Origin of the sequence: Alkalicaulis satelles (assembly GCF_008630495.1) — a bacterium.
Lineage (GTDB): Bacteria > Pseudomonadota > Alphaproteobacteria > Caulobacterales > Maricaulaceae > Oceanicaulis > Oceanicaulis satelles.
The window spans coordinates 187,863-214,128 of the sequence record NZ_VWOJ01000003.1 but is presented as its reverse complement, the minus strand read 5'-3'; the positions used below and the strand labels follow the sequence as shown (position 1 = coordinate 214,128).

Annotated in this window: 26 protein-coding genes; 9 read left to right on the top strand and 17 right to left on the bottom strand. The window is 67.2% G+C overall.

The features are described 5' to 3' along the window. Positions 1–131: 131 nt before the first annotated feature. The 8 genes from ruvA to F1654_RS10955 form a co-directional block, all read right to left on the bottom strand. On the bottom strand, positions 132–758 hold the full coding sequence (gene ruvA / locus F1654_RS10990; RefSeq protein WP_150023593.1) for a Holliday junction branch migration protein RuvA: 627 nt from the start codon (positions 756–758) through the stop codon (positions 132–134). Further along, entirely contained in the window at positions 755–1,252 is a 498-nt protein-coding gene (gene ruvC, locus F1654_RS10985; protein ID WP_150023592.1) for a crossover junction endodeoxyribonuclease RuvC, read from the bottom strand. Before ruvC ends, ruvA begins: the two co-directional genes overlap by 4 nt. Positions 1,253–1,338: 86 nt before the next feature. Further along, complete coding sequence (gene mgtE, locus F1654_RS10980) at positions 1,339–2,658, bottom strand: magnesium transporter (protein ID WP_408628264.1); 1,320 nt, start codon at positions 2,656–2,658, stop codon at positions 1,339–1,341. Positions 2,659–2,739: 81 nt separating this feature from the next. Next, on the bottom strand, positions 2,740–4,740 hold the full coding sequence (tkt, locus tag F1654_RS10975) for a transketolase (RefSeq protein WP_150023590.1): 2,001 nt from the start codon (positions 4,738–4,740) through the stop codon (positions 2,740–2,742). A gap of 93 nt (positions 4,741–4,833) precedes the next feature. Beyond that, positions 4,834–6,363, bottom strand: coding sequence for a glucose-6-phosphate isomerase (gene pgi / locus F1654_RS10970; protein WP_150023589.1), 1,530 nt, complete (start codon positions 6,361–6,363; stop codon positions 4,834–4,836). Next, on the bottom strand, positions 6,360–7,328 hold the full coding sequence (locus F1654_RS10965) for an ArsR/SmtB family transcription factor (protein WP_150023588.1): 969 nt from the start codon (positions 7,326–7,328) through the stop codon (positions 6,360–6,362). Before F1654_RS10965 ends, pgi begins: the two co-directional genes overlap by 4 nt. 94 nt (positions 7,329–7,422) lie before the next feature. Continuing rightward, positions 7,423–8,676 carry an FAD-binding domain-containing protein gene (locus tag F1654_RS10960; RefSeq protein ID WP_233205253.1) on the bottom strand — a complete coding sequence of 418 codons (1,254 nt, stop codon included), beginning with the start codon at positions 8,674–8,676 and terminating at the stop codon, positions 7,423–7,425. Positions 8,677–8,703: 27 nt separating this feature from the next. Beyond that, positions 8,704–9,513, bottom strand: a complete 810-nt coding sequence (locus tag F1654_RS10955; RefSeq protein ID WP_150023587.1) for an aldo/keto reductase — start codon at positions 9,511–9,513, stop codon at positions 8,704–8,706. Positions 9,514–9,661: 148 nt separating this feature from the next. Between F1654_RS10955 and F1654_RS10950 the strand changes: the two genes are divergently transcribed. From F1654_RS10950 to F1654_RS10915, 8 genes are all read left to right on the top strand, one after another. Beyond that, positions 9,662–10,159: a glycoside hydrolase family 108 protein gene (locus tag F1654_RS10950; RefSeq protein WP_150023586.1), complete on the top strand. Its 498-nt coding sequence runs from the start codon at positions 9,662–9,664 to the stop codon at positions 10,157–10,159. A gap of 102 nt (positions 10,160–10,261) precedes the next feature. Then, positions 10,262–10,828, top strand: coding sequence for an elongation factor P (gene efp, locus F1654_RS10945; RefSeq protein ID WP_150023585.1), 567 nt, complete (start codon positions 10,262–10,264; stop codon positions 10,826–10,828). A gap of 5 nt (positions 10,829–10,833) precedes the next feature. Beyond that, positions 10,834–11,631, top strand: a complete 798-nt coding sequence (locus F1654_RS10940; protein WP_150023584.1) for an inositol monophosphatase family protein — start codon at positions 10,834–10,836, stop codon at positions 11,629–11,631. A 55-nt stretch (positions 11,632–11,686) separates the two neighbouring features. Beyond that, positions 11,687–12,172, top strand: coding sequence for a DUF6790 family protein (locus tag F1654_RS10935; RefSeq protein ID WP_150023583.1), 486 nt, complete (start codon positions 11,687–11,689; stop codon positions 12,170–12,172). A 216-nt stretch (positions 12,173–12,388) separates the two neighbouring features. Continuing rightward, positions 12,389–13,915: a signal recognition particle protein gene (ffh, locus tag F1654_RS10930; protein ID WP_150023582.1), complete on the top strand. Its 1,527-nt coding sequence runs from the start codon at positions 12,389–12,391 to the stop codon at positions 13,913–13,915. 29 nt (positions 13,916–13,944) lie between these two features. Further along, complete coding sequence (rpsP, locus tag F1654_RS14150) at positions 13,945–14,442, top strand: 30S ribosomal protein S16 (protein ID WP_150023581.1); 498 nt, start codon at positions 13,945–13,947, stop codon at positions 14,440–14,442. Positions 14,443–14,461: 19 nt separating this feature from the next. Continuing rightward, complete coding sequence (gene rimM, locus F1654_RS10920; RefSeq protein WP_233205252.1) at positions 14,462–15,052, top strand: ribosome maturation factor RimM; 591 nt, start codon at positions 14,462–14,464, stop codon at positions 15,050–15,052. A 128-nt stretch (positions 15,053–15,180) separates the two neighbouring features. Next, a complete protein-coding gene (locus F1654_RS10915; RefSeq protein WP_150023580.1) occupies positions 15,181–17,370 on the top strand; it encodes a TonB-dependent receptor domain-containing protein in 2,190 nt (729 codons plus the stop codon). Between the two features lie 79 nt (positions 17,371–17,449). Here the strand turns inward: F1654_RS10915 and F1654_RS10910 are convergent, their stop codons facing one another. The 9 genes from F1654_RS10910 to hslU all read right to left on the bottom strand — a co-directional run bounded on the left by F1654_RS10910 (position 17,450) and on the right by hslU (position 24,920). Continuing rightward, positions 17,450–17,851 (bottom strand): F0F1 ATP synthase subunit epsilon, encoded by a 402-nt coding sequence (locus F1654_RS10910; protein WP_150023579.1) that lies wholly within the window; start codon positions 17,849–17,851, stop codon positions 17,450–17,452. Next, positions 17,844–18,050, bottom strand: coding sequence for an eL24 family ribosomal protein (locus F1654_RS10905; RefSeq protein WP_150023578.1), 207 nt, complete (start codon positions 18,048–18,050; stop codon positions 17,844–17,846). The genes F1654_RS10910 and F1654_RS10905 overlap by 8 nt, the downstream gene beginning before the upstream one ends. Before the next feature lie 8 nt (positions 18,051–18,058). Continuing rightward, entirely contained in the window at positions 18,059–19,498 is a 1,440-nt protein-coding gene (gene atpD / locus F1654_RS10900; RefSeq protein WP_150023577.1) for a F0F1 ATP synthase subunit beta, read from the bottom strand. A gap of 64 nt (positions 19,499–19,562) precedes the next feature. Then, on the bottom strand, positions 19,563–20,447 hold the full coding sequence (locus F1654_RS10895) for a F0F1 ATP synthase subunit gamma (protein WP_150023576.1): 885 nt from the start codon (positions 20,445–20,447) through the stop codon (positions 19,563–19,565). Between the two features lie 61 nt (positions 20,448–20,508). Next, positions 20,509–22,041 carry a F0F1 ATP synthase subunit alpha gene (gene atpA, locus F1654_RS10890; protein ID WP_150023575.1) on the bottom strand — a complete coding sequence of 511 codons (1,533 nt, stop codon included), beginning with the start codon at positions 22,039–22,041 and terminating at the stop codon, positions 20,509–20,511. A 4-nt stretch (positions 22,042–22,045) separates the two neighbouring features. Beyond that, positions 22,046–22,606 carry a F0F1 ATP synthase subunit delta gene (locus F1654_RS10885; protein ID WP_150023574.1) on the bottom strand — a complete coding sequence of 187 codons (561 nt, stop codon included), beginning with the start codon at positions 22,604–22,606 and terminating at the stop codon, positions 22,046–22,048. Positions 22,607–22,892: 286 nt separating this feature from the next. Further along, on the bottom strand, positions 22,893–23,195 hold the full coding sequence (locus F1654_RS10880) for a type II toxin-antitoxin system RelE/ParE family toxin (RefSeq protein WP_150023573.1): 303 nt from the start codon (positions 23,193–23,195) through the stop codon (positions 22,893–22,895). Next, on the bottom strand, positions 23,188–23,490 hold the full coding sequence (locus F1654_RS10875) for a type II toxin-antitoxin system ParD family antitoxin (RefSeq protein ID WP_150023572.1): 303 nt from the start codon (positions 23,488–23,490) through the stop codon (positions 23,188–23,190). The genes F1654_RS10880 and F1654_RS10875 overlap by 8 nt, the downstream gene beginning before the upstream one ends. Before the next feature lie 125 nt (positions 23,491–23,615). After that, complete coding sequence (gene hslU, locus F1654_RS10870) at positions 23,616–24,920, bottom strand: ATP-dependent protease ATPase subunit HslU (RefSeq protein ID WP_150023571.1); 1,305 nt, start codon at positions 24,918–24,920, stop codon at positions 23,616–23,618. A gap of 202 nt (positions 24,921–25,122) precedes the next feature. On the opposite strand from hslU, the gene F1654_RS10865 reads away from it, so the two are divergent. Next, positions 25,123–26,136: a hypothetical protein gene (locus F1654_RS10865; RefSeq protein ID WP_150023570.1), complete on the top strand. Its 1,014-nt coding sequence runs from the start codon at positions 25,123–25,125 to the stop codon at positions 26,134–26,136. Positions 26,137–26,266: the final 130 nt, after the last annotated feature.

The following is a 26,266-nucleotide window of genomic DNA, read 5'->3' as shown; positions in this document are numbered from 1 at the left end:
GGAGAGGGGTCTTGAACGCCCCGAATACTCTTTTGGGCTTGGCGCCAGGCATTTCCGAAGAGAGTGGTACGCCAAAGCCCCCTCTCCCCTCCCTGGGGGAGAGGATAGAGGTGAGGGGTGCAGCGCCCCCCTCATCGCGCCAGCTCCTTGAGCGCGGCCTTGATCAGGGCGCCTTCGCTGGCGTCTTCGCCCAAATCGCGCAGGGCGGCGGCGGCGGCGCGGCGCGCATCGCTTTCGCCATAGCCCAGATTGATCAGCGCCGAGACGGCGGAATCACGCGCCGCGCTGGCGCCGGGAGCAGCCGGCACGCCAGAGCCGGCGGGCGTCAGCGGCGCGCCAAAGCCCAGGGTGCGTCCGGCGGGCGGCGCCTTGTCTTTCAGCTCGGTGGCGATGCGCTGGGCGAGCTTGGGGCCGACCCCGCGCGCGCGGGCGAAGGCCGATGAATCGCCCAGCGCCGCCGCGCTTTCGATCTCGCCCGGCCCGATGGCGTCCAGCAGCGCCAGCGCATGGCGCGCGCCCACGCCCTGTACGGCCTGCAGGCGCACGAACCAGGCGCGCTCCTGATCGGTGAGGAAGGCGAACAGCTTGATGGCGTCCTCGCGCACATGGGTCTCCACATGCACGCTGACGCTCTCGCCCGGGCTCAGTCTTGAGAGCGTGCGCGATCCGGCATGGACCAGATAGCCCACCCCGTTCACATCGATCACCGCCTCGTCCTCGCCGACGCTGTCCACGACGCCCTTGAGCTTGCCGATCATGACGCCGCCCTCGTGTGTGATGTGCGGTGGTGCGCGTGGCAGATGGCGACCGCCAGCGCGTCGGCGGCGTCGGCCTCGGCCTTGGCGCCGGGCAGGAGCACCGAGATCATGGCCGCCACTTGCGCTTTTTCCGCTGCGCCCGTGCCCACCACGGATTTCTTGACCAGGCGCGGCGCGTATTCGGCCACGCTCAGCCCGGCGCGCGCGGGCGCCAGCATGGCTGCGGCCCGCGCCTGTCCCAGCTTCAGGGCGCTGCCCGGATTGACGTGCACGAACTGGTCTTCCACGGCGGCTTCATGGGGCTGGTGCTGCGCGATCAGCGCTTCAATCGCATCATGAATGACGCGCAGCCGCTCGGCCATGGGCGCGCGCGCCGGGGCGCGGATCACCCCGCATCCCACCAGGCTCAGCCGGGTTCCGGCCTGATCAATCAGCCCCCAGCCGGTGGCGTTCAGTCCGGGATCAATCCCCAACAGACGAATCGCTGTGCTCATGGCGCCAGCATAGCCCGGTCAGGGCCGGGGGGCGCGAGCGGTTTCAGGGGCGGGTCTGTCACAATGGCGCCCATATCGGACAGAGTTCACCGGATCAGGATCGCTGTGGCGATGGAGAAATAGACGATCACGCCGGTGGCGTCGGCGATGGAGGTGATCAGCGGCGCGCTGGCCGTGGCCGGGTCCAGCTTCAGCCGGTGCAGGAGGAAGGGCAGGCTCATCCCAATCAGGCTGCCGGTGATCACCACCAGCACCATGGTCAGCGCCACCACGATGGCGATCAGATGATCGCCGCGCAGATAACCCAGCGGGGTGACCGCCAGCGCCATGGTCAGGCCCAGGAGGATCGCCACCAGCAATTCGCGGCCCAGCATGCGGCTCCAGTCGCGGATGACCACCTCGCCAGTGGCCAGCGCGCGCACCATCAGGGTGGCCGCCTGGGAGCCGGCATTGCCGCCCGAATCGATCAGCAGGGGCAGGAAGAAGACCAGCGCCACATAGGCCGCAATCGTGTCTTCGAAATAGGCGATGCCCGCGCCGGAAAAGATGTTGGCGAACACCAGCATGACCAGCCAGTAGATGCGCTTCTGGTAGAGCGTGCGGATCGGCGCGTCGCGCACGCTTTCCACCATGGCGCCGTGGGCGGCGAATTTGTGGAAGTCCTCAGTGGCCTCGGCCTGCGCCACGTCCATGGCGTCGTCATGGGTGACGATGCCGACAAGCTCGCCGGACTCATTGATCACCGGAATGGCCAGCACGTCATAGCGCGCGATCTTGCGGGCGACCTCTTCCTGGCTTTCCTCCATGCGCACAGACAGGGCGCCGCGCTCCATCAATGCATCCACCCGGGTTTCGGGCGCAGCCAGGATCAGCGCTTGCAGGCGCACCGAACCGAGTAGTTTGCGTTCGGCGTCAAGTACATAAGCGCGGTAGATGGTTTCCTTGTCCGGCGCCTCCCGGCGCAGGGATTCAATGGCCTCGCGCGCTGTCAGGTCCGGCGCCAGCACCGCATAGTCGGAGGTCATGATGGCGCCCGCCGTGCCTTCCTCGTGGGCGGCCAGGCGGCGGATATCCTCACGCTCGGCGCGCGCCAGGCCCGGCATCAGCGCATCGCGCTGTTCCTCGGTGAGGCGGTTGTAGAGATCAGCCCGGTCATCGGCATTCATCTCGCTGACGATTTCGACCAGCCGGGCGCGCTCGATCACATGGGCGAGGGCTTCCTGGGTCTCGCCGCGCAGATAGCCGAAGATCTCCGTCTGGTGACCCAGCGGTTCGGCCAGCAGAAGATCACGGGCCTGTTCGGGCTCCAGCGAGTCCAGCAGCGCAGCGGCGTCCACAGGGTGGGCGCCGGAAATGAAGGCGGCCAGCGCAGCATTATCGCTCAGATCGAGGCCATCCTCGATCATTTCCTCAACAAGGCTCATGGATGTGCGTCCTGTCAGCGGCGGGACGACCAGCTTGCCGGGGCGCGCGTGGTGCGGTCAAGCTCAGGCGCGCTTGGCCGCCTCGTTCGCCACGGCCTCGGCGGTGATGGCGAAATGATCGAAGAGCGCTTCAGCCGGCGCCGAGGCGCCAAAGCCGGTCATGCCCACAAATCCGCCATCGCGCCCGACCAGCGCGTCCCAGCCCCAGCGCAGGCCCGCTTCAACGGCTACCACGGGCAGGGTGGGATCAACCACGCTGTCGCGATAGCCGGCGTCCTGGCTGAGGAAAGTCTCAAGGCTCGGCGCGGAGACCACGCGGGCGTGGACGCCGCGCGCTTTGAGCAGGCCTTGCGCCTCCACCGCCAGCGCGGTTTCGGTGCCGGTGCCGACCAGCGTCACCTGGGCCGGACCGTCCGCTTCGCGCAGCACATAGGCGCCGCGCGCGCTGAGATTGGCCGCGCCGTCATCAGTGCGCAGGTGCGGGGTTTTCTGGCGCGACAGGATCAGCGCAGTGGGGCCGTCGGTACGGGTCAGGGCGACCGCCCAGGCCTCGGCGGCTTCCACCGCGTCGGCGGGGCGCAGCACCACCAGATTGGGGATTGCGCGCAGGGCCGACAGATGCTCCACCGGCTGGTGGGTGGGGCCGTCCTCGCCCAGCCCGATGGAATCGTGGGTGAAGACATAGATCACCGGCTGGTTCATCAGCGCCGACAGGCGCACCGCCGGGCGGCAATAGTCGGAAAACACCAGAAACGTCCCGGCATAGGGCCGCACCCCGCCATGCAGGGTCATGCCGTTCATGGCCGCCGCCATGCCATGCTCGCGCACGCCGTAATGGATGTACTGGCCGGCGTAATTGTCCGCGCTGAGCGGAGCCATGCCCTTGACCAGCGTATTGACCGAACCGGTGAGGTCGGCAGAACCGCCCGCGAGGCCGGGGATCTTGTCCCAGAACGCCTCGATGGCCTTGCCCGAGGCGGCGCGGGTGGCCAGCGCCGGCTTGTCGGCCAGCACGGCGCGGATATGGTCGTTTAGCGCGTCCAGCGCCGCGCGCGGCGTCTCGCCGGAGAGCTGCGCATCGAAGTCAGCGCGCCGGTTCGAGGCCTGATGGCGTGCAGCCCAGGCGGCGCGCGCCGCCGCGCCGCGTTTCGCCACGCCAGCCCAGCTGTCATAGACGCTTTGCGGAATCTCGAACGGGCCATGGGGCCAGTCCAGCGCCTTGCGGGCGCCTTCGATCTCGTCTGCTCCCAGGGGCGAACCGTGGGAGCCGGCGGTGCCGGCCTTGGTGGGCGCGCCTTTGCCGATCACCGTGCGGCAGGCGATCATGACCGGCCGGTCGCTGGCGCGCGCTTTGGTCAAGGCCTTGTCGATAGCGGCGGCGTCATGGCCGTCCACGCGCATCACCCGCCAGCCCGCGCTTTCAAAGCGCGCGCCATGGTCGGTGGTGTCGGACAGGTCGGTGGCGCCGTCGATGGAGATGGAGTTATCGTCCCACAGGACGATCAGCCGGTTCAGCTTCCAGTGGCCGGCAAGCGCGATGGCCTCCTGGCTGATGCCCTCCTGCAGGTCGCCGTCCGAGGCGATCACCCAGGTGTAATGGTCGACCAGCTCATCGCCATAACGCGCATTGAGCATGCGCTCGGCCAGCGCCATGCCCACGGCGGTGGAAATGCCCTGGCCCAGCGGGCCGGTGGTGGTCTCCACGCCCGGCGTGTGGCCGTATTCGGGATGCCCGGGCGTGTTGGAGCCGAGCTGACGGAAATTCCTGATCTGATCCATGGTCACGCCTTTCACACCGATCAGGTGCAAAAGCGCGTAGACCAGCATGGAGCCGTGTCCTGCCGAGAGCACGAAGCGGTCACGGTCCGGCCAGGACGGGTTGGCGGGATCAAAGGTCACATGGCGCGACCACAGCACCGCCGCCGCGTCGGCCATGCCCATGGGCATGCCGGGATGGCCGGATTTGGCGGTTTCCACCGCATCCATGGCGAGCGCGCGGATGGCGTCGGCCATCGGCTTGATCTGGGCGGGATCGAGCGCGGGGAGGGCAGAGGTGCTGGTCATGGGGCGGCCTTCATCAGGACGGTCGTGTGTGGGTGCGTGTATGCGGATTCGCACGCCCCGGCGAACGCGTGTAAGCGCCTGGCGCTCATCACGTCAGAGACCGAGGCGGCGGGCCAGATCGCGCGCAGCCGGATCGAAGCCGCTCATGTCCCCGGAAAGCAGGTCGCGGGCAAGCGCCTTGCCCAGCTCCACGCCCCACTGGTCAAAGGCGTTGAGGCCGTAAAGCACGCTCTCGGCAAACACTTTGTGCTCATGCAGCGCCACCAGCGCGCCCAGGCTCTCCGGCGTCAGGCCGGGCATCAGGATGGTGCTGCTGGCGCGCCCGCCGGCGATGGCCTTGTGCGCCGCCAGCTCCCCCTCGCCAGCGCGCCCTGTCGTGAGCGCTGCGCCCTGGGCGGCGAGATTGGCGTTCAGCGCCCGGGCGCGCGGGTCTTCCATGAAGCTGGAGTCATTGAGGGCGATGAAATCCACCGGCGCCTCGTCCTGGCCCTGATGCAGCCACTGGAAGACCGAGTGCTGCAGATCCGATCCGCGCCCGCCCCAGACCAGTGCGCCCGAATGGCGCGGGGGAAGCGCCGCGCCATCATGGGCTGCGGATTTGCCAAGGCTTTCCATCTCCAGCTGCTGGAGATAGGCCGGCAGGCGTTCGAGCCGTGAGGAATAGGCCGCCACGCAGCGCGAAGGCAGGCCGCGAACGGCCCGGTTCCAGGCGTCCACCAGACCCTTGGCGGCGGCGAGATTGGTGGCCAGCGGGGTTTCCAGCGCATCGTCATCCATCACCCGCGCGCCGTGCAGCAGGCGGGCATAGACCTTGGCGCCCACGGCCAGCTCGATGGCGATGCCCGCCGGCGACCATAAGGAATAGCGCCCGCCCACCCCGCCCTCGAACGGGAAGATGCGCGCCGGGTCCACGCCAAATTCCGCCGCCTTGTCCGGCGCGGCGGTGGCCGCGCACAGGCGCGCATCAGCGCCCTTTTCGCCCAGCCGGGCGGCGAGCCAGCCGCGTGCGGCCTGGCCATTCATCAGGGTTTCCTGGGTGGTGAAGGATTTCGAGACGATGACCACCAGCGTGGTCTCGGGCTCGGCGCCCTCCAGCGCGTCATCGAGATCGGCCGGATCGAGATTGGACACGAAGCGCGCCTCGACGCCCTCACGCCGCCAGGCTTTCAGCGCGTCATAGATGAAGCGCGGCCCCAGATCCGATCCGCCAATGCCGATATTGACGATGCGCCGCACCGGATGGCCGGCCAGCGCATCGGGAGCGCCAATAGCATCCGCGAAGGCGGCCGTGCGCTCGCGCGCGCCGCGCAGGCGCGATGCGAGGGCCGGGTCAGCGAGACGGTCCGGATTGCGGCAGGCCATGTGAAGCACCGGGCGGCTTTCCGTGGTGTTGATCACGTCGCCGCGGGCCATGGCGGCGAAGGCTTCGGGCAGCCGGGCGTCCTGCGCCGTGTTGAGCAACGCCTTCCAGGCCTGGAGGTCCAGGCGCTGGCGCCGGGCGTCAAAGACCAGGCCCGCCGCTTCCAGAACCAGCGCGTCATCGCGGCCCGGTTCGGCGATCAGGGTGCGCATGTCCGCGCCGGCCAGGCGCCGGGCATGGGCGTCGAGGGCGGCGAGGGTCATGCGGGCACGTCTCCATGTGCGTCTTGCGGGCGCCGGGCGGCCCAGATGAGGACGGTGAGCCCGCCCTTGATGCCTTCAGGCTCTAGAGTCACCAGCTGGGTCAGATCCAGCCCCGCGCCGGTGAGCCAGCCCGTCACCTGGGCCGGCGGAAAGCCCAGATGGCGGTGGTGATGTTCGACGCGCAGGGTCTCGTGGCGGTGCTCGGCGAAATCAACGATCAGCAAGACACCGTCCGGCGCCAGTACGCGCGCGCATTCACGCAGCGCCTCGCGCGGGTCGGAGAGATAGTGCAGCACCTGATGAACGGTGACGAGATCAGCTGCGCCATCATCCAGCGGCAGGGCCGAGGCGTCAGCCTGGCGCACAAAGCGCGTGGAGAGGCCGGCTTCGGACAGCTTGGCGCGGGCCACCGAGAGCATTTCGCGAGACAAATCAACGCCCATGCCCTCATCGGCCTGGGCGCTGAACAGCTCCAGCATGCGTCCGGTGCCGGTGCCCACATCCACATGCCGGGTAAAGCGCTGGCCGGCCACAAGCCTCACCAGTTCGGCCTCCACGGCGGCTTCGGAGAAATGCATGGAGCGGATCTGGGCCCACTGGACGGCGGCGGCCTCGAAGAAACGCTCCGCGCTCTGGGCGCGCAGGCGTTTGAGTTCGGACAGGCGCTGGCGGTCGCGTTGCACCTGGGGATCGTCGGTGTCGGTGAAGTCCTCGATCAGCGCGGCCAGACGCGATACAGGTCCGGTGCGCACCAGCCGGTAGAACACCCATCCACCTTCAGGAAAACGCTCGCACAGTCCGGCGTCGGCCAGCAGTTTGAGGTGGCGCGACACGCGCGGCTGGCTCTGGCCGAGCACCTGGATGATTTCGCTGACCGTCATCTCGCCCTGGGACAGGAGCGAGACGATGCGCAGGCGCGAGGGCTCGGCGAGCGCCTTGAGTTTGGCCAGCAGATCCGACTGCATGACAAGCCCTTGTTCTGGTTCAGCCCGCCGGGTTTGGCGGGACTGTCATGGCTTAGCCGGGCTGGCGCGGATTGTCATCCGGTGCGCGGCGCGCTCAGTGAAGGCCGAGCGAGCGCAGCACGGCTGGTATGGCTTGTTTCAGCTTGAAAAAGCCTTTTCCCGCATGTGGATAGAAGGCCCGGTCCCAATCCCGGCGCAGTTCGATCAGGCTGAGGCCTGCCGATCTGATGTCCGGCGCGGCGGCGTCCAGCGCGCTGCGTGCAGGCCCCTGGCAGGGGCGTTGTGTGACAATCTGGCGTGCTGGTGTGTTCAAAACGGCCTGTTTTGCGTCGAAAATCGAGGTTTTCGTACTGAAAGCGCATCCGAACGCATCAGACGCCCTCTGGCGGGCGTCTTCCAGCGCGCTGGCGCTGAAGGCTTGCGCCGCTGCGCCCCGGGGCAGGGGGCTCAGGCCCTCTTTCGCATCGAGGACGGCGCCGCCTGCGATATCGAGCGCGCCCACGCCCCAGCTCTCGGGATGGAGATCATCCTCGGTGATGAGGAGGAAGACCGGGGCGGCCGGGTCCGGTCGCGCGCCGGACTGGAGGGGGGCGGGAGCGGGATGGCCGGGATCATCGGCCAGAGGCGGCGCCTCGCGGGCCAGTTCGCCAGGGCCGGGCTGGAAGCGGCCGCCGGTGAAGCGGGCGATATTGCCGGCGCGCGCCAGATAGGTCTTGCCCGGCGTGTGCAGTCCGCACACCCAGCGCCAGCTGAGCGTGTTGGAGGCCGGGTCCGCGTCGATCAGATGGCGCAAGAACCAGTCCGCGCCGAGGCGCCAGGGCAGGCCCAGCGTGTAGATCCAGATAGAGGCGGTCCACATGCGCGCATGATTGTGCAGCCAGCCCAGTTCCGTGAGTTCCCCGGCCCAGGCGTCGAAACAGGTGATGCCGGTGCGCCCCGCCACCGCGTCCTGATAGCGCCGGGCCAGCGCGCCATCGCGCTCCAGAGCCTCCAGATCACGCGCCAGCCCGGCCTGGTAGTCCGCCCAGACCGAGGGGCGCATCTCCAGCCAGCCCTTCCAGTAAGTGCGCCAGCATACCTCCTGAATGAACTTGTCCGCCTCCTGAAGCCCGTGGGCGGCGAGGGCGGCGCTGGCCAGCTCGTCCTCGCGCAACAGGCGCCGGCGCACATGGGCGCTTAAGCCCGATACATTCGAGCGGTCGTGCGGGCCCAGATCCTCATTGCGCCTCGCTGCATAGGCCCGGCCCATGGCGGGGGTGAAGGCGGTCAGACGTTCAAGCCCCGCCGCGCGCGTGGGCGCGGGCAGGGCGCTGGCGGTTTCAGTCCTGAATAGATCGCTCTGGCTCATGAGCGCAGAGCTAGCGCGCCAGGCTTGTCAGGCGAGGGCGTCGGCCAGATGGGCGGCCAGGTGGGCGTCGAGATGCGCGCGCCGGGTGGTGGTGATCAGCACGGTGTCGACTTCCGGGCGGGCCAGCGCCGCGCGTGCCCCGGTCACCGGCTCCACCCGCCCGCGTCCCGGCGCGGCGGGGCGCAGGCTGCGCGCCAGCGCATAGAGATCGGCGGGGCGGCGCGGCAGGCGGCGCTGGACCGGGGCGTCGCCCGCACTCTGTATGGCGATGACGCGAACCCCGCGGGCGCGGGCGGCGGCGAGCCGCGCCTCCTCACGCACATCGAGAAAGGGATGGACCGGCGCCATCATCATGTCGAACCGGCCCGCGCCCAGCGCCGCGTCCAGCTCCTCTCCCAGCCCCGCCACGCCGAGATGCGCGTAGGCGCCCGCCGCTTTTAGCGCATCCAGGCGCTTAAACAGCGCATCGGTCAGTTCATGGCCGCCCGGACCGTGCAGGAAGAACCCGTCCACCCCCTCTACCCCGAGGCGCTTCAGGCTGGCGGTCAGGCTCGCCTCGATGGCGTCCGGAGAGAAATCGCGCCGCCGGCGCATCAGCCCGGCGCTTTCTATCCCCGCCTTTGTGATCACGAACAGGCGCTCGCGCCCGAGGCTTCGGATCGCCTGGCCCAGGCGCTGCTCGGCCTCGCCTGCGCCATAGGCGGGCGCGGTGTCAAACACACGCACCCCGCCTTCGAAGGCGCGCGTGATCAGGCGCTGGGCCTCGGCGCGCGTTACCAGCGGCGTGCCGAGCGCGCCGGAGACGCCAAAGCCAAGCGGAGAGAGCGGCGGAATCATGGGCGCGCAGCCTAAACCCGTTGCCCGGCGGCTGAAACGGGTTTGAGTGCTGCGTGAACCGTACCTTCCCCCTTGTCCGCGCCCCAATCCCCCTGTGCTCCCGCGCCCCCATGCTGGGCGTGCAAGATCAGGACAGAGGGAGGCGGAGATGGACCGGTTCGAGCAGGCGCTGGCGCATGTGTTCCAGGTGGAGGGCGGATTTTCAGATCACCCTTCCGATCCCGGCGGGGCGACCAATTTCGGAATAACGCAAGCGGTGCTGGCGGCCTGGCGCGGCACGCCGGTGACGCGCGATGATGTGCGCACCATGACCCGGCAGGAAGCCGGCGAGATTTACAAGGCGCGCTACTGGGACGCCTGCCGCTGTGATGAACTGCCCGCCGGCGTGGACGCGATGGTGTTTGACGCTGCGGTCAATCACGGGCCCCGCCAGGCCGCCCTGTTCCTGCAGCGCGCGGTGAACGTCACCGATGACGGTGTGATCGGCCCGCAGACGCTGGCGGCCGCCGCGCGCCTGAAACCCGCCGACACGGTTTGCGAGATCGCGGCGCGGCGCATGGTGTTCTACGCCCGCCTCAACACCTTCCCCACGTTTGGCCTCGGCTGGGCGCGGCGCTTGATGAGCGTGCTGGCCGCGGCGGTGTGATTGCCTTGCCGCCATGCCCCCGCGCTGATACACCCGCGCCCGGTTGAAGACGGGCGCCGCGCCATCATTGAAGCGCGGCCAGCAGGACTGAAATGAGCGGCCATGAAAATCAACGGCAATGAAATCAAGCCCGGCATGGTGCTCAAGCACCAGGACACGCTGTGGACGGCGGTCAAGGCCGATCACGTCAAGCCCGGCAAGGGCGGCGCCTTCGCCCAGGTCGAGCTGAAGAACATCCTGGACGGACGCAAGCTCAATGAGCGTTTCCGCTCGGCCGACAAGGTGGAGCGCGTGCGCCTGGAGCAGCGCGACTATCAGTATCTCTATCCCGAGGGCGAGATGCTGGTGTTCATGAACACTGAAAGCTACGAGCAGATCTCGCTGCATGTGGATTTCGTGGGCGAGGAGCGCGCGGCCTATCTCACCGACGGCATGATGGTCACGCTGGAATTCTATGAGGACAAGCCCATCGGCATCTCCCTGCCCAACCATGTTGAGCTGGAAGTGATCGAGACCGAGCCGGTGGTGAAGGGCCAGACCGCAGCCAATTCCTACAAGCCGGCCATTCTCACCGGCAATATTCGCTCGGCCGTGCCGCCATTTGTCGGCGTTGGCGAGAAGGTGGTCGTGTCCACCGAGGACGGCTCCTACGTGCGCCGGGCCGACTAGAGCCCATGAGCACCGTTTCCGCCCTGATGCAGGTGATGACCGGCGCGGTCCGCAAGGCGGGCCGCAAGCTGGCGCGTGATTTCAACGAGGTCGAGCACCTGCAGGTGTCCCGCAAGGGCCCTGCCGATTTCGTCACCGCCGCCGATCTCAAATCGGAAGAAGTTCTTTTTGCCGAGCTGTCCAAGGGGCGGCCCGGTTATGGCTTCCTGATGGAAGAGCGCGGCGTGGTGGAGGGCACCGACCGCTCCCACCGCTGGATCGTCGATCCGCTGGACGGGACCACGAATTTCACCCACGCCCAGCCCCATTTCGCCATCTCGGTGGCGCTGGAGCGCGAGGGCGAGCTGGTGGCCGGGGTGATCTACAACCCCGCCACCGACGATCTGTTCCACGCCGAAAAGGGCCGCGGCGCCTATCTCAATGACCGGCGCCTGCGCGTCGCCGACCGGCGCAATTTCCAGGACTGCGTGATCGCCACCGGCCTGCCCTTCTTCGGCAAGACCGGCCATGCGCGCGCCCTCAAAGAACTGCACGCCATCATGCCGATGTGCGCCGGAATCCGGCGCTATGGCGCGGCCTCGCTGGATCTGGCCTGGACGGCGGCGGGCCGGTTTGACGGCTTCTGGGAACGCGGGCTGAAACCCTGGGACATCGCCGCAGGCATGGTGATGATCCGCGAGGCGGGCGGCTTCGCCGGCGCCATCGACGCAACCGGCGACGTCATGACCACCGGCGATATCGCCGCTGGCAATGAGTTCGTCCTAGGCGAGCTGCGCGAGCGGTTGAAGAAGGTGAGCGGGTAGCCACGCCCGTCCCCATCAGGGATACTGTCGGCCCCATCCTCACAGGGAGGGCTCCATGTATCTGGGCATGCTGTTCGCCCTGTTTGTAGCGCTGCCGCTGGCGTCCATCGCCATTGAGCGCACGCGCGGGCGCAGTATGGCTGGCCTGACCGAGCTGGCGCTCAAATGGTTTGTGTTCTGGGCTGTGGGCGTGCGCCTGTTTACGGCAGGAGCAAGCCAGGTTATGCGCCCGGACTTCACTGCGGCGAGCATTTTCCAGATCAGCGATCCGGTGGTGATCCCCTTCATCCAGGAGCTGGGCTTCGCCAATATCGCCATGGGGTTGATGGCCATGATCAGCCTGGGGGCGGCCTCCTGGCGGCGTGCAGCGGCACTTCTCGGCTTTGTATTCTTTGGCGCTGCGGGCGTGCGTCATGCCTTGTCGGCTGAAGCGTTCAACACGCTCAAGCTCGCCGCCATGGCATCCGACCTCTACATCGCAGCCGTGCTGGGTGTGCTGCTGGCCCTGTCACTGCGTGGCTCCCGGCCTCCCCACCCTTGACTCTCCGCCCGTCTCCCCCTATCCCCCGCGGGTTCTCTGAAGGACCGGCATTACGCTCGTCATCACCGGCACACGGAGCCCGCACAAGCGCGGGAGCAACTCCCGGAGGCCGGCGAGACACCCAGGCTCGACGCGTTGCGTCCAGCGGGGTCGTTGCGGCGTGTGCGCTTGCCGGTGCGATTTCAGGGGCGCGCTGATGCTTTTGAAGGACGACTGATGTTCGACACGTTGACCGACCGCCTGTCCGGCGTCTTCGACCAGCTCACGGGGCGCGGCGCGCTCTCTGAGAAGGACGTGGACGCGGCCCTGCGCGAGATCCGTGTGGCGCTGCTGGAGGCCGATGTGGCCCTGCCGGCGGTCAAGGACTTCATGAGCCGCGTGCGCGCTGAGGCGGTGGGCGAGCGCGTCATCCGCGCCGTGGCCCCTGGCCAGCAGGTCATCAAGATCGTCCATGACGAGCTGGTGGTGCTGCTGGGCGGCGAGGACGGCGGGCCGCAAGGCCTGTCGCTGGCCGGCGAGCCGCCGGTGGCGATCCTGATGGCGGGCCTTCAGGGCTCGGGCAAGACCACCACCACGGCCAAGCTGGCCCTGCGCCTGAGCTCGCGTGAGAAGAAGAAGGTGCTGGTCGCCTCCCTCGACACCCGCCGCCCGGCGGCGATGGAGCAGCTGGCGCAGATGGCCGAGAAGGCGGGGGTGGCGAGCCTGCCCATCGTCAAGGGCCAGTCGGCGACCGAGATCGCCAAGCGCGCCATGAGCGCGGCGCGCCTGCAGGGCTATGACGTGGTGATCCTGGACACCGCCGGCCGCACCTCCATCGATGAAGAGATGATGGCCGAGGCCGCGCGCATCGCCGACATCGCACGCCCGCGCGAGACGCTGCTGGTGGCTGACGCCCTGACCGGCCAGGACGCGGTGGAGACGGCGCGGCGTTTCCATGAGCGCCTGCCGCTGACCGGCCTGATCCTGACGCGGATGGATGGCGACGGGCGCGGCGGCGCGGCCCTGTCCATGCGCTGGGTCACCGGCCTGCCGATCAAGTTCCTGGGCGTCTCGGAAAAGGTCGACGGGCTCGACGCGTTTGATGCGCGCCGCCTGGCCGGGCGCATCCTGGGGCGCGGCGACATCGTCTCCCTGGTGGAGAAGGCGGCAGCCGAGGTTGATCAGGAAAAGGCCGAGCGCCTGGCCCGCAAGATGGCCAAGGGCAAGTTCGACCTGGAGGATCTGCGCGACCAGCTCGGCCAGCTGAAGAAAATGGGCGGGCTCGCCTCGATCATGGGGATGATGCCCGGCATGAACAAGGCGGCCAAGGCCCAGATGGCCGCGTCGGGTTTTGACGACAAGGCGATTGCGCGCCAGGAGGCGATCATCCTGTCGATGACGCCCGAAGAACGCGCCAAGCCGGACATCCTCAAAGCCAGCCGCAAGCGCCGCATCGCCAAGGGCGCGGGCGTCGAAGTGCCCGAGGTCAACAAGCTGATCAAGATGCACCGCCAGATGGCGGACATGATGAAGAAGGCCGGCAAGGGCAAGGGCCTGCCGGGCATGCCGGGCGGGGGCAAGATGCCCCCCGGCATGGGCGGGCCGGGGCTGGATGCCGCCGCGGCCGATCTTCTCAAAGGACACGCGCCTTCGGGCGCGGGTGGACTGCCAGGCCTGCCGGGCGCTGGCGGCCCCACGAAACCGCCCGCTCCGGGCGGTTTTCCCGGCCTTCCCGGCCTGCCCGGCGCCAAACCGAAAAAATGATCTCGAACACCTAAAAGGACCCAGAACCCATGTCTGTGAAAATCCGTCTCGCCCGTGGCGGCGCCAAGAAACGCCCCTATTACCGCATCGTGGTGGCTGACAGCCGCAATCCGCGCGATGGCCGCTTCATCGAGAAGATCGGCGCCTATAACCCCATGCTGCCCAAGGATCACGCCGACCGCGTGAAGCTGGACGCGGAAAAGGCCGCCGAGTGGATCAAGAAGGGCGCCCAGCCCACCGACCGCGTGGCGCGCTTCCTGGCCGCCGCCGGGGTGATGGAGTGGAAGCCGGGCAATAACCCGAAAAAGGCCGAGCCGGGCGAGAAAGCCAAGGAACGCGCCGCCGAGCGCGCCGAGAAGGAAGAGGCCCGCAAGACGGCTGAAGCCGAAGCCAAGGCCGCCGCCGAGGCGCCCGCCGCTGAGGAGGCCCCCGCCGAAGAGACCGCTGCTGAAGCTCCGGCTGAAGAAGCCGCCGCCGAAGCGCCGGCTGAAGACGCCGCTGCTGAAGACGAAGCGGCCAAGGCCTAGTCATCCGGATATCCGGCCCTTGCGAGGGGATATCTCCCCGCAGGGCCGGGCCGGTCTTGATCCCATGCCTTCATCCGCCCCGCCCGATCTGGTCGTCATCGCCGCCCTTGCGGGCGCCCATGGCGTGCGCGGCGAGGCGAAGATCAAGCCCTTCGGCGATGCCGGAGCGGCCTGTTCCTATGGCCCGTTCCTGGATGCGTCGGGCCAGGTGATCCTGACCCCGGTGAAGGCCAAGCCCGGCCCGTCCGGCGTGCTCATCGTCACGGTGCGCGAGGGCCTGACCCGCGAACAGCTCATGGCCATGAAGGGCGCGCTCCTGCACGTGCCGCGCGCGGCGCTGCCCGCGCCGGACGAAGACGAGTTCTACCACGCCGATCTGATCGGGCTGGAGGCGCGTGACGAGGACGGAGCGCCCATCGGCAACGTCCGTGCGGTGCAGGATTTCGGCGCGGGCGATGTGCTGGAGATCGCCGGGCCGGGCGGCGTGATCTACGCCGCCTTCACCCGCGAGGCCGTGCCCGAGGTGTCGGTGAAAGAGGGCTGGCTGCGCGTGCGCCTGCCTGACGTGCTGGACGCCGGCGATCAGGACCAGGCGGGCGGCGAGGGGTAGGCCGCGAGCCCTGCGCGCGAACGCCGCAGAACCTTAACTGCAATTCATTCTCAAAAACTATGGACAGGGCCGGTCGTGGGCGCGTATTGCAAATGCCTCGCAATCACCAAACATGTTGGTCCCAGAAAATGAAACGTCTCCTCCTCTCCAGCGCCGCCGCCATCCTGGCCGCCGCGCCCGCTTTTGCTAACGCCGCCGCGGACGCGGATGCGGGCCAGCAGAATGTCGATGTGATCGTGGTCACAGCGGCTGGCTATACCCAGCGGATCGAGCAGGCTCCCGCCTCCATGACCGTGATCGGGCGCGAGGCGATGGAGCGCCGCAATATTCTCAGCCTGGTGGATATTGTGACGGGGGTTGAGGGGGTGAACGCCCGGCCGTTTGATGCGCGCAGCGGCAAGACGGGCAATCAGGCGATATCCCTGCGCGGCTTGCCCAGCGATTACACCCTGGTGCTGCTCGACGGCGTGCGCCAGAACGTAATGGGCACAGTGGCGCCCAATGCCTTTAATGACGCCGCCAGCGTGTTTTTCCCGCCCGCCGCCGCGATTGAGCGGGTGGAGGTGATCCGCGGACCCATGTCCACGCTTTACGGCTCGGACGCGATCGGTGGCGTGGTCAATGTGATCACCCGCCAGCCGGGCGAGACCTGGGGCGGCTCGGTGCAGGTATCGGGCACGTTCCAGGAGGATTCGCGCTTCGGCTCAACAGCGCTGGCGGAAGGTTATCTGGCCGGCCCGCTGGGCGAGCGCCTGGGCTTTAGCGGCTATGCGCGCGTGTCCCGGAGAGGCGACTCCAATATCGAGATTCCCGGCGTGGATCCGTTTGCGCCCGAGCGGCTGGTGGAGAGCGCCACCATGGGACAAAACCCGGTTCAGGCCGATATCGTCACGATGGGCGCCCGGCTGGATTTCGACGCGGCGCCGGGACAGCGTTTCTCCTTTCGCTGGGACCGCACCGAGCAGACCTACAATAATGACCGTGGCCAGATGGGCGGTCTGCACCGCCTTCAAGGGACCAGCGGGCCTTGCTCTCATGGCGATTTCACCGACCCCAATTTCTGCCGCGGCTATCAGCGCGAGCTAGGCTTTAACCGCCAGCAATTCCGGCTTTCGCATGAGGGCGAATTCAGCTTTGGCACATGGCTCACCAGCCTGACCCATGACTTTGTCGAGACGCTGGGGCGCACGATCAATGCGGGCAGCGGTCTGGATCCGGCCGTTGAGGGCGGCCCGCGCGTGCTGGAAATGGAGACCTGGGTGTTCGACACCCGGCTGGTCAGCGAGCTGGGCGCGCATACGCTCACCGTGGGCGGCCAGTATCTCGACCCTGAGCTGACGGACGGCCTGTTCGGCGGCGGCTCTGCGGCGGTCAGCCAGTATTCCGTGTTCATTGAGGACAGCTGGGCGCTCAGCCCCAGCCTCACCCTGACGGGCGGGCTGCGCTATGATGACAGCGAGGCGTTTTCCGGCGAGTTCACCCCGCGCCTCTATCTGGTCTGGGCGCCGGCGGGGGCATGGACGCTGAAAGGCGGCGCCGGGCGCGGCTACCGCACGCCTCCGGTGGAGCAGTTGTCCAGCGGCATTATCGGATTTGGCAATCAGGGCACGACGCCGATTTTCGGCAATCCGGACCTGAAGCCTGAGACCAGCACCAATTACGAGGTCAGCGCCCTTTATAATCCCGGTCCCTGGTCGGTGCAGGCCACCGTGTTCCGCAATGAACTGACCAATCTGGTCGAGCGCGGCACGGGCGCCAATGCGGGCGTATCGCTCAATATCGGCGAGGCGGTCATTCAGGGGCTGGAACTGGCCGCTACGGCCCAGCTGGCCACTGACTGGCGGGTGCAGGCCAACTACACCTACACTGACTCCGAGGTCACCCGCAGTCAGCTCAACCCGGACAGTGCAGCCAGCCGTGTCGGTGATCCGCTGGTGTCTGTGCCCGATCACATGGCCAACGCCACGCTTTTATGGGACGCCACGTCCCGGCTGACGGGCTTTCTGACGGCGGAATACCGCTCCAGCGCCTGGCGTCCGCGCAATTATCACGAGCCCCAGGATGGCGGATCGGCCCAGGGCGCGTTCGAGGCGCTGGGCGCGTTTCGCGGCTTCACCCAGTTCGATCTGGGCGCCACCTGGCGGTTCAGCGATCAGGTGCGCCTGACGGCGGTGGTGCAGAACCTGACGGACAAGGACTTCATCGACTATCGCGAATACCCGCGCCGCAATAACCCCGCCCAGATCCTCACCAGCAATGTCTACTCCACCATTCTGGAGCCTCGGCGGCTGTATGTGAGTCTGGGCGTGGACTTCTAGACCTCCGGCGCCACCCCAAAACACAAAGGCCGCGCTCGAAAGAGCGCGGCCTTTTTCATGTCCGGTTGCGGCCGTCTGGCTAGTGAGCTAGCGCCGCCAGCAGGGCTTCGAGCTTGTCCACGCGGGCCTCGGCTTCGGCGCGCTCGGCGTCGTCGCGGGCCATGGAGAGGGTTTCACGCGCCTTGGTCAGCTCGGCTGACACGCTTTCGGCGTTCACCGAATCCAGCGCGATGGCTTCTTCGGCCAGGATGGTGAGCCCGTCCGGGGTCACTTCGGCGAAGCCGCCATGGATGAAGGTGCGCGTCACCGACCCGCCCTCATGCACCGCGATGGCGCCCGAGCGGATCGTGCTCATGAACGGAGCGTGCCCGGCCAGCACCCCGAAATCACCGTCCTCGCCAGGGACCACGACCATGTCCACCTCACCGGCGAACACGCGCTTTTCCGGCGAGACGAGATCGAAATGAAGCTTGTCAGCCATTGTCATCGTCCCTTGCGGCTATCACGCTGTCGAACGCGCGGGTCGCCGCTTCAAACTTGTCCCGGCAGCCGGGATTACAGAAGCCTACCACCGCCCCGCGATAGACGGTGAGCGAATCGGCGCTCACCGGTTTTCCGGACCAGGGACATGCGCTGTTGACGCAATCCTCGATCCGCAGCGTGGGGTGGCCGGAGGCCATTGTCAGCTCTACGCCGCTTCAGCGGCCAGGCGTTCGGCTTTCTTCACCGCGTCCTCGATGGTGCCGACCATGTAGAAGGCGGGCTCGGGCAGGTGGTCATACTCGCCCTCGCAGATCGCCTTGAACGAGCGCACCGTGTCCTCAACCGGCACCTGGATGCCCGGCGAGCCGGTGAACACTTCGGCCACGTCGAAGGGCTGGGACAGGAAGCGCTCGATCTTGCGCGCGCGCGCCACGATCAGCTTGTCCTCTTCGGACAGCTCGTCCATGCCCAGGATCGCGATGATGTCCTGCAGCGACTTGTAGCGCTGGAGGATTTCCTGCACGCGGCGGGCGGTGTTGTAGTGCTCTTCGCCCACAATGCGCGGCTCCAGGATGCGCGAGGTGGAATCGAGCGGGTCCACGGCCGGGTAGATGCCTTTTTCCGAGATCGCGCGCGACAGCACGGTGGTGGCGTCCAGGTGCGAGAAGGTGGTGGCCGGGGCCGGGTCGGTCAGGTCGTCGGCGGGCACGTACACGGCCTGCACCGAGGTGATCGAGCCCTTCTTGGTGGAGGTGATGCGCTCTTGCAGCGCGCCCATGTCGGTGGCCAGCGTCGGCTGGTAGCCCACCGCGGACGGGATGCGGCCCAAGAGCGCCGACACTTCCGCGCCAGCCTGGGTGAAGCGGAAGATATTGTCCACGAAGAACAAGACGTCCTTGCCTTCCTCATCGCGGAAATATTCGGCTTGCGCGAGACCGGACAGCGCCACGCGCGCACGCGCGCCCGGCGGTTCGTTCATCTGGCCGAACACCAGCGCGCAGCGCGAGCCTTCAACCGAGCCGTCATTGTCTTTCGGGTTCTTGTTCACGCCCGATTCGATCATCTCCCAGTACAGGTCATTGCCTTCCCGGGTGCGCTCGCCGACGCCGGCGAACACCGAATAGCCGCCGAACAGCTTGGCGATGTTGTTGATCAGCTCCTGGATCAGCACGGTCTTGCCCACGCCCGCGCCGCCGAACAGGCCGATCTTGCCGCCCTTGGCGTAGGGGCAGAGCAGGTCGATGACCTTGATGCCGGTGGGCAGGATTTCCGCTTCGGTGGATTGCTCCTCGAAGTCCGGCGCCGGGCGGTGGATCGGGGCTACGGCGGTGGTGTTGACCTTGCCGGCCTCGTCAATGGGATCGCCCGTGACGTTCAGGATGCGGCCCAGCGTGCCGGGGCCGACGGGAACCTTGATCGGCTCGCCGGTGTCGGTGACGGCCTGGCCGCGCTTGAGGCCCTCGGTGGCGTCCATGGCGATGGTGCGCACGGCGTTCTCGCCCAGGTGCTGGGCCACTTCCAGCACCAGCTTGCGTCCGGCGTTCTCGGTTTCCAGCGCATTGAGAATGTCCGGCAGACCGCCTTCGAACTCCACGTCGACGACCGCGCCTGTGACCTGTGCGATCCGGCCCTTGAGTTTGCTCATCGTACTCAGCCTCTTCTTGTCCAGGGGCGGCGCGGCCGCGTCCGCCCGAAATCGTGGTGTTGCGTCACACCGCCTCGGCGCCGGAGATGATCTCGATCAGCTCCTTGGTGATCTTGGCCTGGCGGGTGCGGTTGTATTGCAGGTTCAGCTTGTTGATCAGCTCGCCGGCATTGCGCGTGGCGGAGTCCATGGCCGCCATCTTGGCGCCCATCTCACCGGCGGCGTTCTCCAGGAGCGCCGACAGGATGACTGTGTTCACATAGCGCGGCAGCAAGGTGGCGAGGATCTGCTCCTCGTCCGGCTCGTATTCGTAGATCGCGCCTTTCAGATCGGGGCGGGCCACGCTCTCGTCGATGGCGTCGCGCGCCGGGATCAACACCTGGGCGCGCGGCTTCTGGGTGATCACGGAGACGAATTGCGAGCTGATCACCTCGCAAACGTCAAACGCGCCCTCTTCGAACAGCGACACGACGCGCTCGCCGATCCGGCCGGCCACCGCGCCGTCCAGCGCCTTGACGCTTTTCAGCTCGATCACCTCGATGATCTTGTCTGCATGCAGGCGCTTGAGGGCGTCCGCGCCCTTTTTACCCACGCACAGGATCTTCACCGTCTTGCCCGCCGCGGTCAGGGCGGCAACGCGCTCGCGCGCCAGGCGCGAGATATTGGTGTTGAAGCCCCCGCACAGGCCGCGGTCGGCGGTGGCCACCACCAGCAGGCGCACCTCGTCCTGGCCGGTTCCCACCAGCAGGCGCGGGGCCTCTGGGCCGTCCATCGCAGTGGCCAGATTGGCCATCACGCCGGCCATGCGCTCGGCATAGGGACGCGCGGCCTCGGCCGCGTCCTGCGCCTTGCGCAGCTTGGCGGCGGCGACCATTTGCATCGCCTTGGTGATCTTCTTGGTCGAGTTGACCGAGCTGATCCGGTTTTTCAGGTCCTTGAGACTGGCCATGATTTCCGCGCCGCTGGGGTCAATAAGGCGCCGGCGGCGTCATGCCGCCGGCGGTAAGGGATCAGGCGAAGCGCGCCGTGAAGGCCTCGACCGTGCTTTTCAGCTTGGCCTCGGTCTCGTCAGACAGCTTCTGCTCCTTGCGGATGGTCTCCAGAAGGTCCGCCTTGTCGGCGTGGAGATGGCGCAGGAACTCCGCCTCGAACCGGCCCACATCGCGCGTGGCGATCTTGTCGAGATAGCCGCGCGTGCCCGCGAAGATCACGCACACCTGTTCTTCCATGGACAGGGGCGAGAACTGGGGCTGTTTGAGCAGCTCGGTCAGGCGCTCGCCGCGCGCCAGCAGGCGCTGGGTGGCGGCGTCCAGGTCGGAGCCGAACTGGGCGAAGGCGGCCATCTCGCGATACTGAGCGAGCTCGCCCTTCATCTTGCCGGCCACGGCTTTCATCGCCTTGGTCTGGGCCGAAGAGCCCACGCGCGACACCGACAGACCGACGTTCACCGCCGGGCGGACGCCCTGATAGAACAGGTCGGTTTCCAGGAAGATCTGGCCGTCGGTGATGGAGATCACATTGGTCGGGATATAGGCCGACACGTCATTGGCCTGGGTCTCGATGACCGGCAGGGCGGTCAGCGAACCTGAACCATGGTCCTCATTGAGCTTGGCTGCGCGCTCCAGGAGGCGCGAGTGCAGGTAGAACACGTCGCCGGGATAGGCTTCGCGGCCGGGCGGGCGGCGCAGCAGCAGCGACATCTGGCGGTAGGCCACGGCCTGTTTGGACAGGTCATCATACACGATCAGGGCATGCATGCCGTTATCGCGGAAGAACTCGCCCATGGCGCAGCCGGTGAAGGGCGCCAGGAACTGCATCGGCGCGGGGTCCGAGGCGGTGGCGGCGACCACGATGGTGTAGTCCAGCGCGCCGTTCTCCTCGAGCGTCTTGACGATCTGGGCGACGGTGGAGCGCTTCTGGCCGATGGCGACATAGACACAGTAGAGCTTCTTGCTCTCGTCATCGCCTTCGTTGATCTGCTTCTGGTTCAGGATGGTGTCGAGCGCGATGGCGGTCTTGCCGGTCTGGCGGTCGCCGATGATCAGCTCGCGCTGGCCGCGGCCCACCGGGATCATCGCATCGATGGCCTTGATGCCGGTCGCCATCGGCTCGTGCACGGATTTGCGCGGCAGAATGCCCGGCGCCTTCACGTCCACAACGCGGCGCTCGGCGACGTCTTTGAGCGGGCCCTTGCCGTCGATCGGCTCGCCCAGCGCGTTGACCACGCGGCCCAACAGGCCCTTGCCCACCGGCGTGTCCACGATGGAGCCCAGGCGCTTGACGGTGTCGCCTTCCTTGATGCCCCGGTCATCGCCGAAGATCACGCAGCCCACATTGTCGCGCTCCAGGTTCAGGGCCATGCCCTTCACCCCGCCAGTGAACTCCACCAGCTCGCCGGCCTGGACCTCGTCCAGCCCGTGAACGCGGGCGATGCCGTCGCCCACTGACAATACCTGGCCGATTTCGGACACGTCCGCGCCGGCGCCGTAATTCTTGATCTGGTCTTTGAGAATGGCGGAGATTTCCGCAGCCCGGATGTCCATGGCGTCAGGCCTCTTTCAACGATTTGCGCAAACCCTCGAGCTGCGTGCTCAGAGAGGAATCAAACAGGCGCGAGCCGACCTTGACGATCAGCCCGCCGATCAGTTCCGGCCGCACTTCGGCGCGGATCTCCACGTCCTTGCCCAGCGCCGTCTTAAGCGCGGCGGCCAGGTCCTTGAGTTGGGCGGCCGTCAGCGCATCCGCGCTGGCCACGTCGGCCGACAAGGCGCCGCGGCGTTTGGCCGCCAGCGCGGCGAAGGCGCGCGCCATGTCCGGCAGCTCGCCCGCGCGGCCATTGCCGGCCGTGACGGCCAGGAAGCGCGCGGTCATGTCCTGGAATTTCAGCTTTTGGGCCAGAGCGGCCAGCACCGCGGCCTTGTCGCCGGTCTTGTGCACCGGGCTCGACAGGGCCCGGCGCAGCTCGGCGGACTGGGCGAACGCGGCGCCCAGCGCCGTCATGTCCGCCTCGACCGCGTCCAGCGCGCCAGCCTCATCTGCCAGCTCAAACAGCGCGCGGGCATAGCGCCCGCCCGCCTCGCTCGTGATCGCATCCTGTCCGGTGGTCACCGTGTGCGCCGCTTTCTTCTCGTGATGCCCGCTTGCAGACCACGCCGGAGCGCGTGCAAGCCTTTGAAGGAACTTGAGTTTTGAAACGCCGCTTCAGGCCTGAGCCCGGACGCCCGTTCCAACCCGGCGCCGAACTAGCACAGGGGGATGCAGGCGGCAACACCATGGCGCGCCACGCGCTGCAGGGGGGCGGGGTTCAGGGGCGGCGGCGGACATCAAGGCCGCGCGTCCTCGCTGCGCTGACGGGCGTTAAGCACGCGCAGGGCTGCTGCAGTGCGGACAGAGCCTAAGCGCCTGTCTCTAGCGCGGAGCCGGGATCCTGGCGCGCATGAAGCACCCGCACGATGGTGACGGAGTCGGGGTCAATCCTGAAGAAAACCACATGGCTGGCGACCGCCACCGACCTCAGGCCCTCGCGCAGGTCTGACCGCGTCCGGCCGGTTTCAGGACGGGCCGCCACGCGTTCGCAGGAACGCTCCAGACGTTGCACATAGCCGGTGGCGACGCTTTTGCCCCATTGAGACACCGAGTATTTCAGGATCGCTTTCATGTCCGCGTTGGCGTCACGCGTGAAGCGAAGCCTAGCCATGCACAGCGTCCGCTATAGCCTGCGCGTCTGGCGCATCGTCAGCATCGGCCAGTTCAGCCTCGACTTCTTTCATGATCGCATCAAAGTCGAACTCGACCACATCGCCCGCATCCGCCTGGGCCCAGCCCTTGTCGATCTCGGCGCGCAGGGCGTCGAGCTTCTCCTGATAGGTCTGTTCCGCGCGCATCTGGGTGCGCAGGGCCTCGCGGATGACCTCGCTGGCATTGTTATAGAGCCCGCTCTCCACCTTGGCGCGGACCCAGGCTTCCAGGCGTTCGGTCAGGGAGATGTGCATGGCGGCCTCCGGCTAAAGCGAGAGGGTCATCCTACACACTTTGACAATCCTTGTCGCTATCCGGAGCCTTTTCAGCAAAAGTGGGAACCGGTTTTGCGGTTCGAAAAGGCGACCACTCAAAGAGTCTACAGAATGAATTTCGACAGGTCGGCGTTCTTGGCCAGCGAATCGACGCGGTCCTTCACATAGGCAGCATCCACACTCAGCGCTTCGCCCGGGCGGTCGGAGGCGGTGAAGCTGATCTCCTCGACCACGCGCTCCAGAATGGTCTGCAGCCGGCGCGCGCCGATATTCTCCACGCTGGCATTCACTTCCGCCGCGTAGTCGGCGATGGCGTCGATGGCGCTGTCCTCGAAGGTCAGCTCGAAGCCCTCGGTCTTCATCAGCGCGACATACTGGGTGACCAGGCTCGCCTGGGGCTCGGTGAGGATGCGGCGGAAATCGTCGCGGGTGAGGGCGCGCAGCTCCACCCGGATGGGCAGGCGGCCCTGCAGTTCGGGCAGGAGATCGCTGGGCTTGGTCACGTGGAACGCGCCCGAGGCGATGAACAGCACGTGGTCGGTCTTCACCGGCCCGTATTTGGTGGCCACGGTGGCGCCCTCGATCAGGGGCAGGAGATCGCGCTGCACGCCTTCGCGCGACACGTCCGCGCCGCGCGATTCGGCGCGGGCGGCGACCTTGTCGATCTCGTCCAGGAAGACGATACCCTCATTCTCGGCCAGGCGCACCGCCTCGGCCTGTATCTGGGATTCGTCCAGCAGCTTGTCGGCTTCCTCGTTGATCAGGGGGGCGTAGGCGTCCTTGACCGTGGTGCGCACGGTCTTGGCGCGCCCGCCAAAGCCTTTGCCCAGAATCTCCGACAGATTGATCATCCCCACCCCGCCGGGCATGCCGGGAATGTCGATATTGCTCAGCGGCGAAGAGTCATCGGAGAGCTGGATCTCGATCTCCTTGTCGTCCAGCTCGCCCGCCAGCAGCTTCTTGCGGAAGGCCTCGCGGGTGGAGGCGGACGCATCCGCGCCCACCAGGGCATCGAGAACCCGGCGCTCGGCGGCGCCATGGGCCTTGGCCTTGACCTCTTCGCGCTTGGCCTCGCGCACGATGGAGATGGCGACCTCGACCAGATCGCGGGCGATGGAATCCACGTCCCGGCCCACATAGCCCACCTCGGTGAACTTGGTGGCCTCCACCTTGAGGAAGGGCGCGCCGGCCAGCTTGGCCAGGCGGCGCGAGATCTCGGTCTTGCCCACGCCCGTCGGGCCGATCATCAGGATGTTCTTGGGCGTCACCTCCTCGCGCAGGCCCTCGGGCAGGCGCTTGCGCCGCCAGCGATTGCGCAGGGCGATGGCCACCGCCTTCTTCGCCTCGGACTGGCCGATGATGTGGCGGTCAAGCTCGGAGACGATCTCGCGGGGCGAATACTCGGTCATGAGGAGAGGTCCGGTGCAGGCGTGACGATGAGGCCTTCATGTAGGCCCCTCACGGCCCGCGCACAAAGCCCTGCGCTGCATCGGTATAAGGCGGAGAAGGGGATCAAGCCGCCTTGCCGGACCATTAAATTGCACATTATTCGCGCCATCCGGCTTGTTCTGAACTAGGTTGAGCTCCAGAGGTGAAACCGGCGAGGGCGGCATGATTTTATTCTGGCGGCAGGGCCTTTTGACCGGTCCGCTTGTCTGTCTCACCCTGATCATCTCCTGTATCGCTTCATTCAGGGCGGCATATGCGGCCCAGCGGGGCGCTGAGCTGGTGGTGGAGGCCCAGCCCGGTCAGCGGCCCATGCTGGCGGCTGATATCAACGGCCATCCTGTGCGCCTGCTTGTGGCCCCCGATGGCCCCCGCTTCATTCTGCTCAATCCTGAGGCGGCCAACCGGCTGGGGCTGAGGTCCAATCCGGTTCTGTCACTGGGCGTCCGTCTGGATATCCAGGGGGATGTGACGCGTGGGCGCACCGGGCGCGCCCGGATCCTGCCTCATGGCGGACGGGCGTTTCGCCAGCGCGTGGTCTGGTTTGAGGACACCGTGATGGCTGACGGCGCAGACGGCGTGATCGGCGTTGCTGCGCTTCAGAATATTGACCGTCTCATAATGGTGTTTCACGATCCCGAGCGCCCCGCCCATGCGCCGATGACCGTATCCCGCTTCGAGGGCCGGCGCGGGCTGGAATGGGTCGGGCAGGCGCGGTCATACGGTCTGCCCTTCGAGATCAGCTTCAGCGTCTCGCGCCCCTCCTCACTGGAGCGTTCAACCGCCATGGCTCTTGAAGACCGCAGCCTGATCGCCCAGCCGGAAGAGGCGCTGGTGTTTGCTTCATTCTGGTTTATCGAACAGGCGCTGGCGTTTGAACACCGCAATACCGGGTTCGAGCTTCAAGGCCTTTCGCCGGCATCCATTCTGCGCTTCGCCCAGCGCGGCGAGATTGAAGCCCATCATGCCAGGGTCGAGTATGAACGCCGCTACGGGCCTATAGACCGCATCACGGTCAGGGCGCCCGGCGCGCGCCGGGCTGATGATCCATACCGGATCACCATCGGGAGCGATGTGCTGCTTGATTGCTGGCGCCTCGAGTTTGACTTTTCCTCTGCCAGCATCGTGACCCGGTGCCCGGACAGGTCCGGAACGCTGACGGAGGGCGGGCAGCCCTGAGGCGGGCGCCCGCCTGCCAGGCATGTGGGTAATGTGGGCCCGGCCCCCAGCACGCCCGCTTTTGCACTGCGGCGAAATCGTCTAAGACCGCCAGCCAATCCCTGCCGCTCCAGACATCACGGTCCTGCGC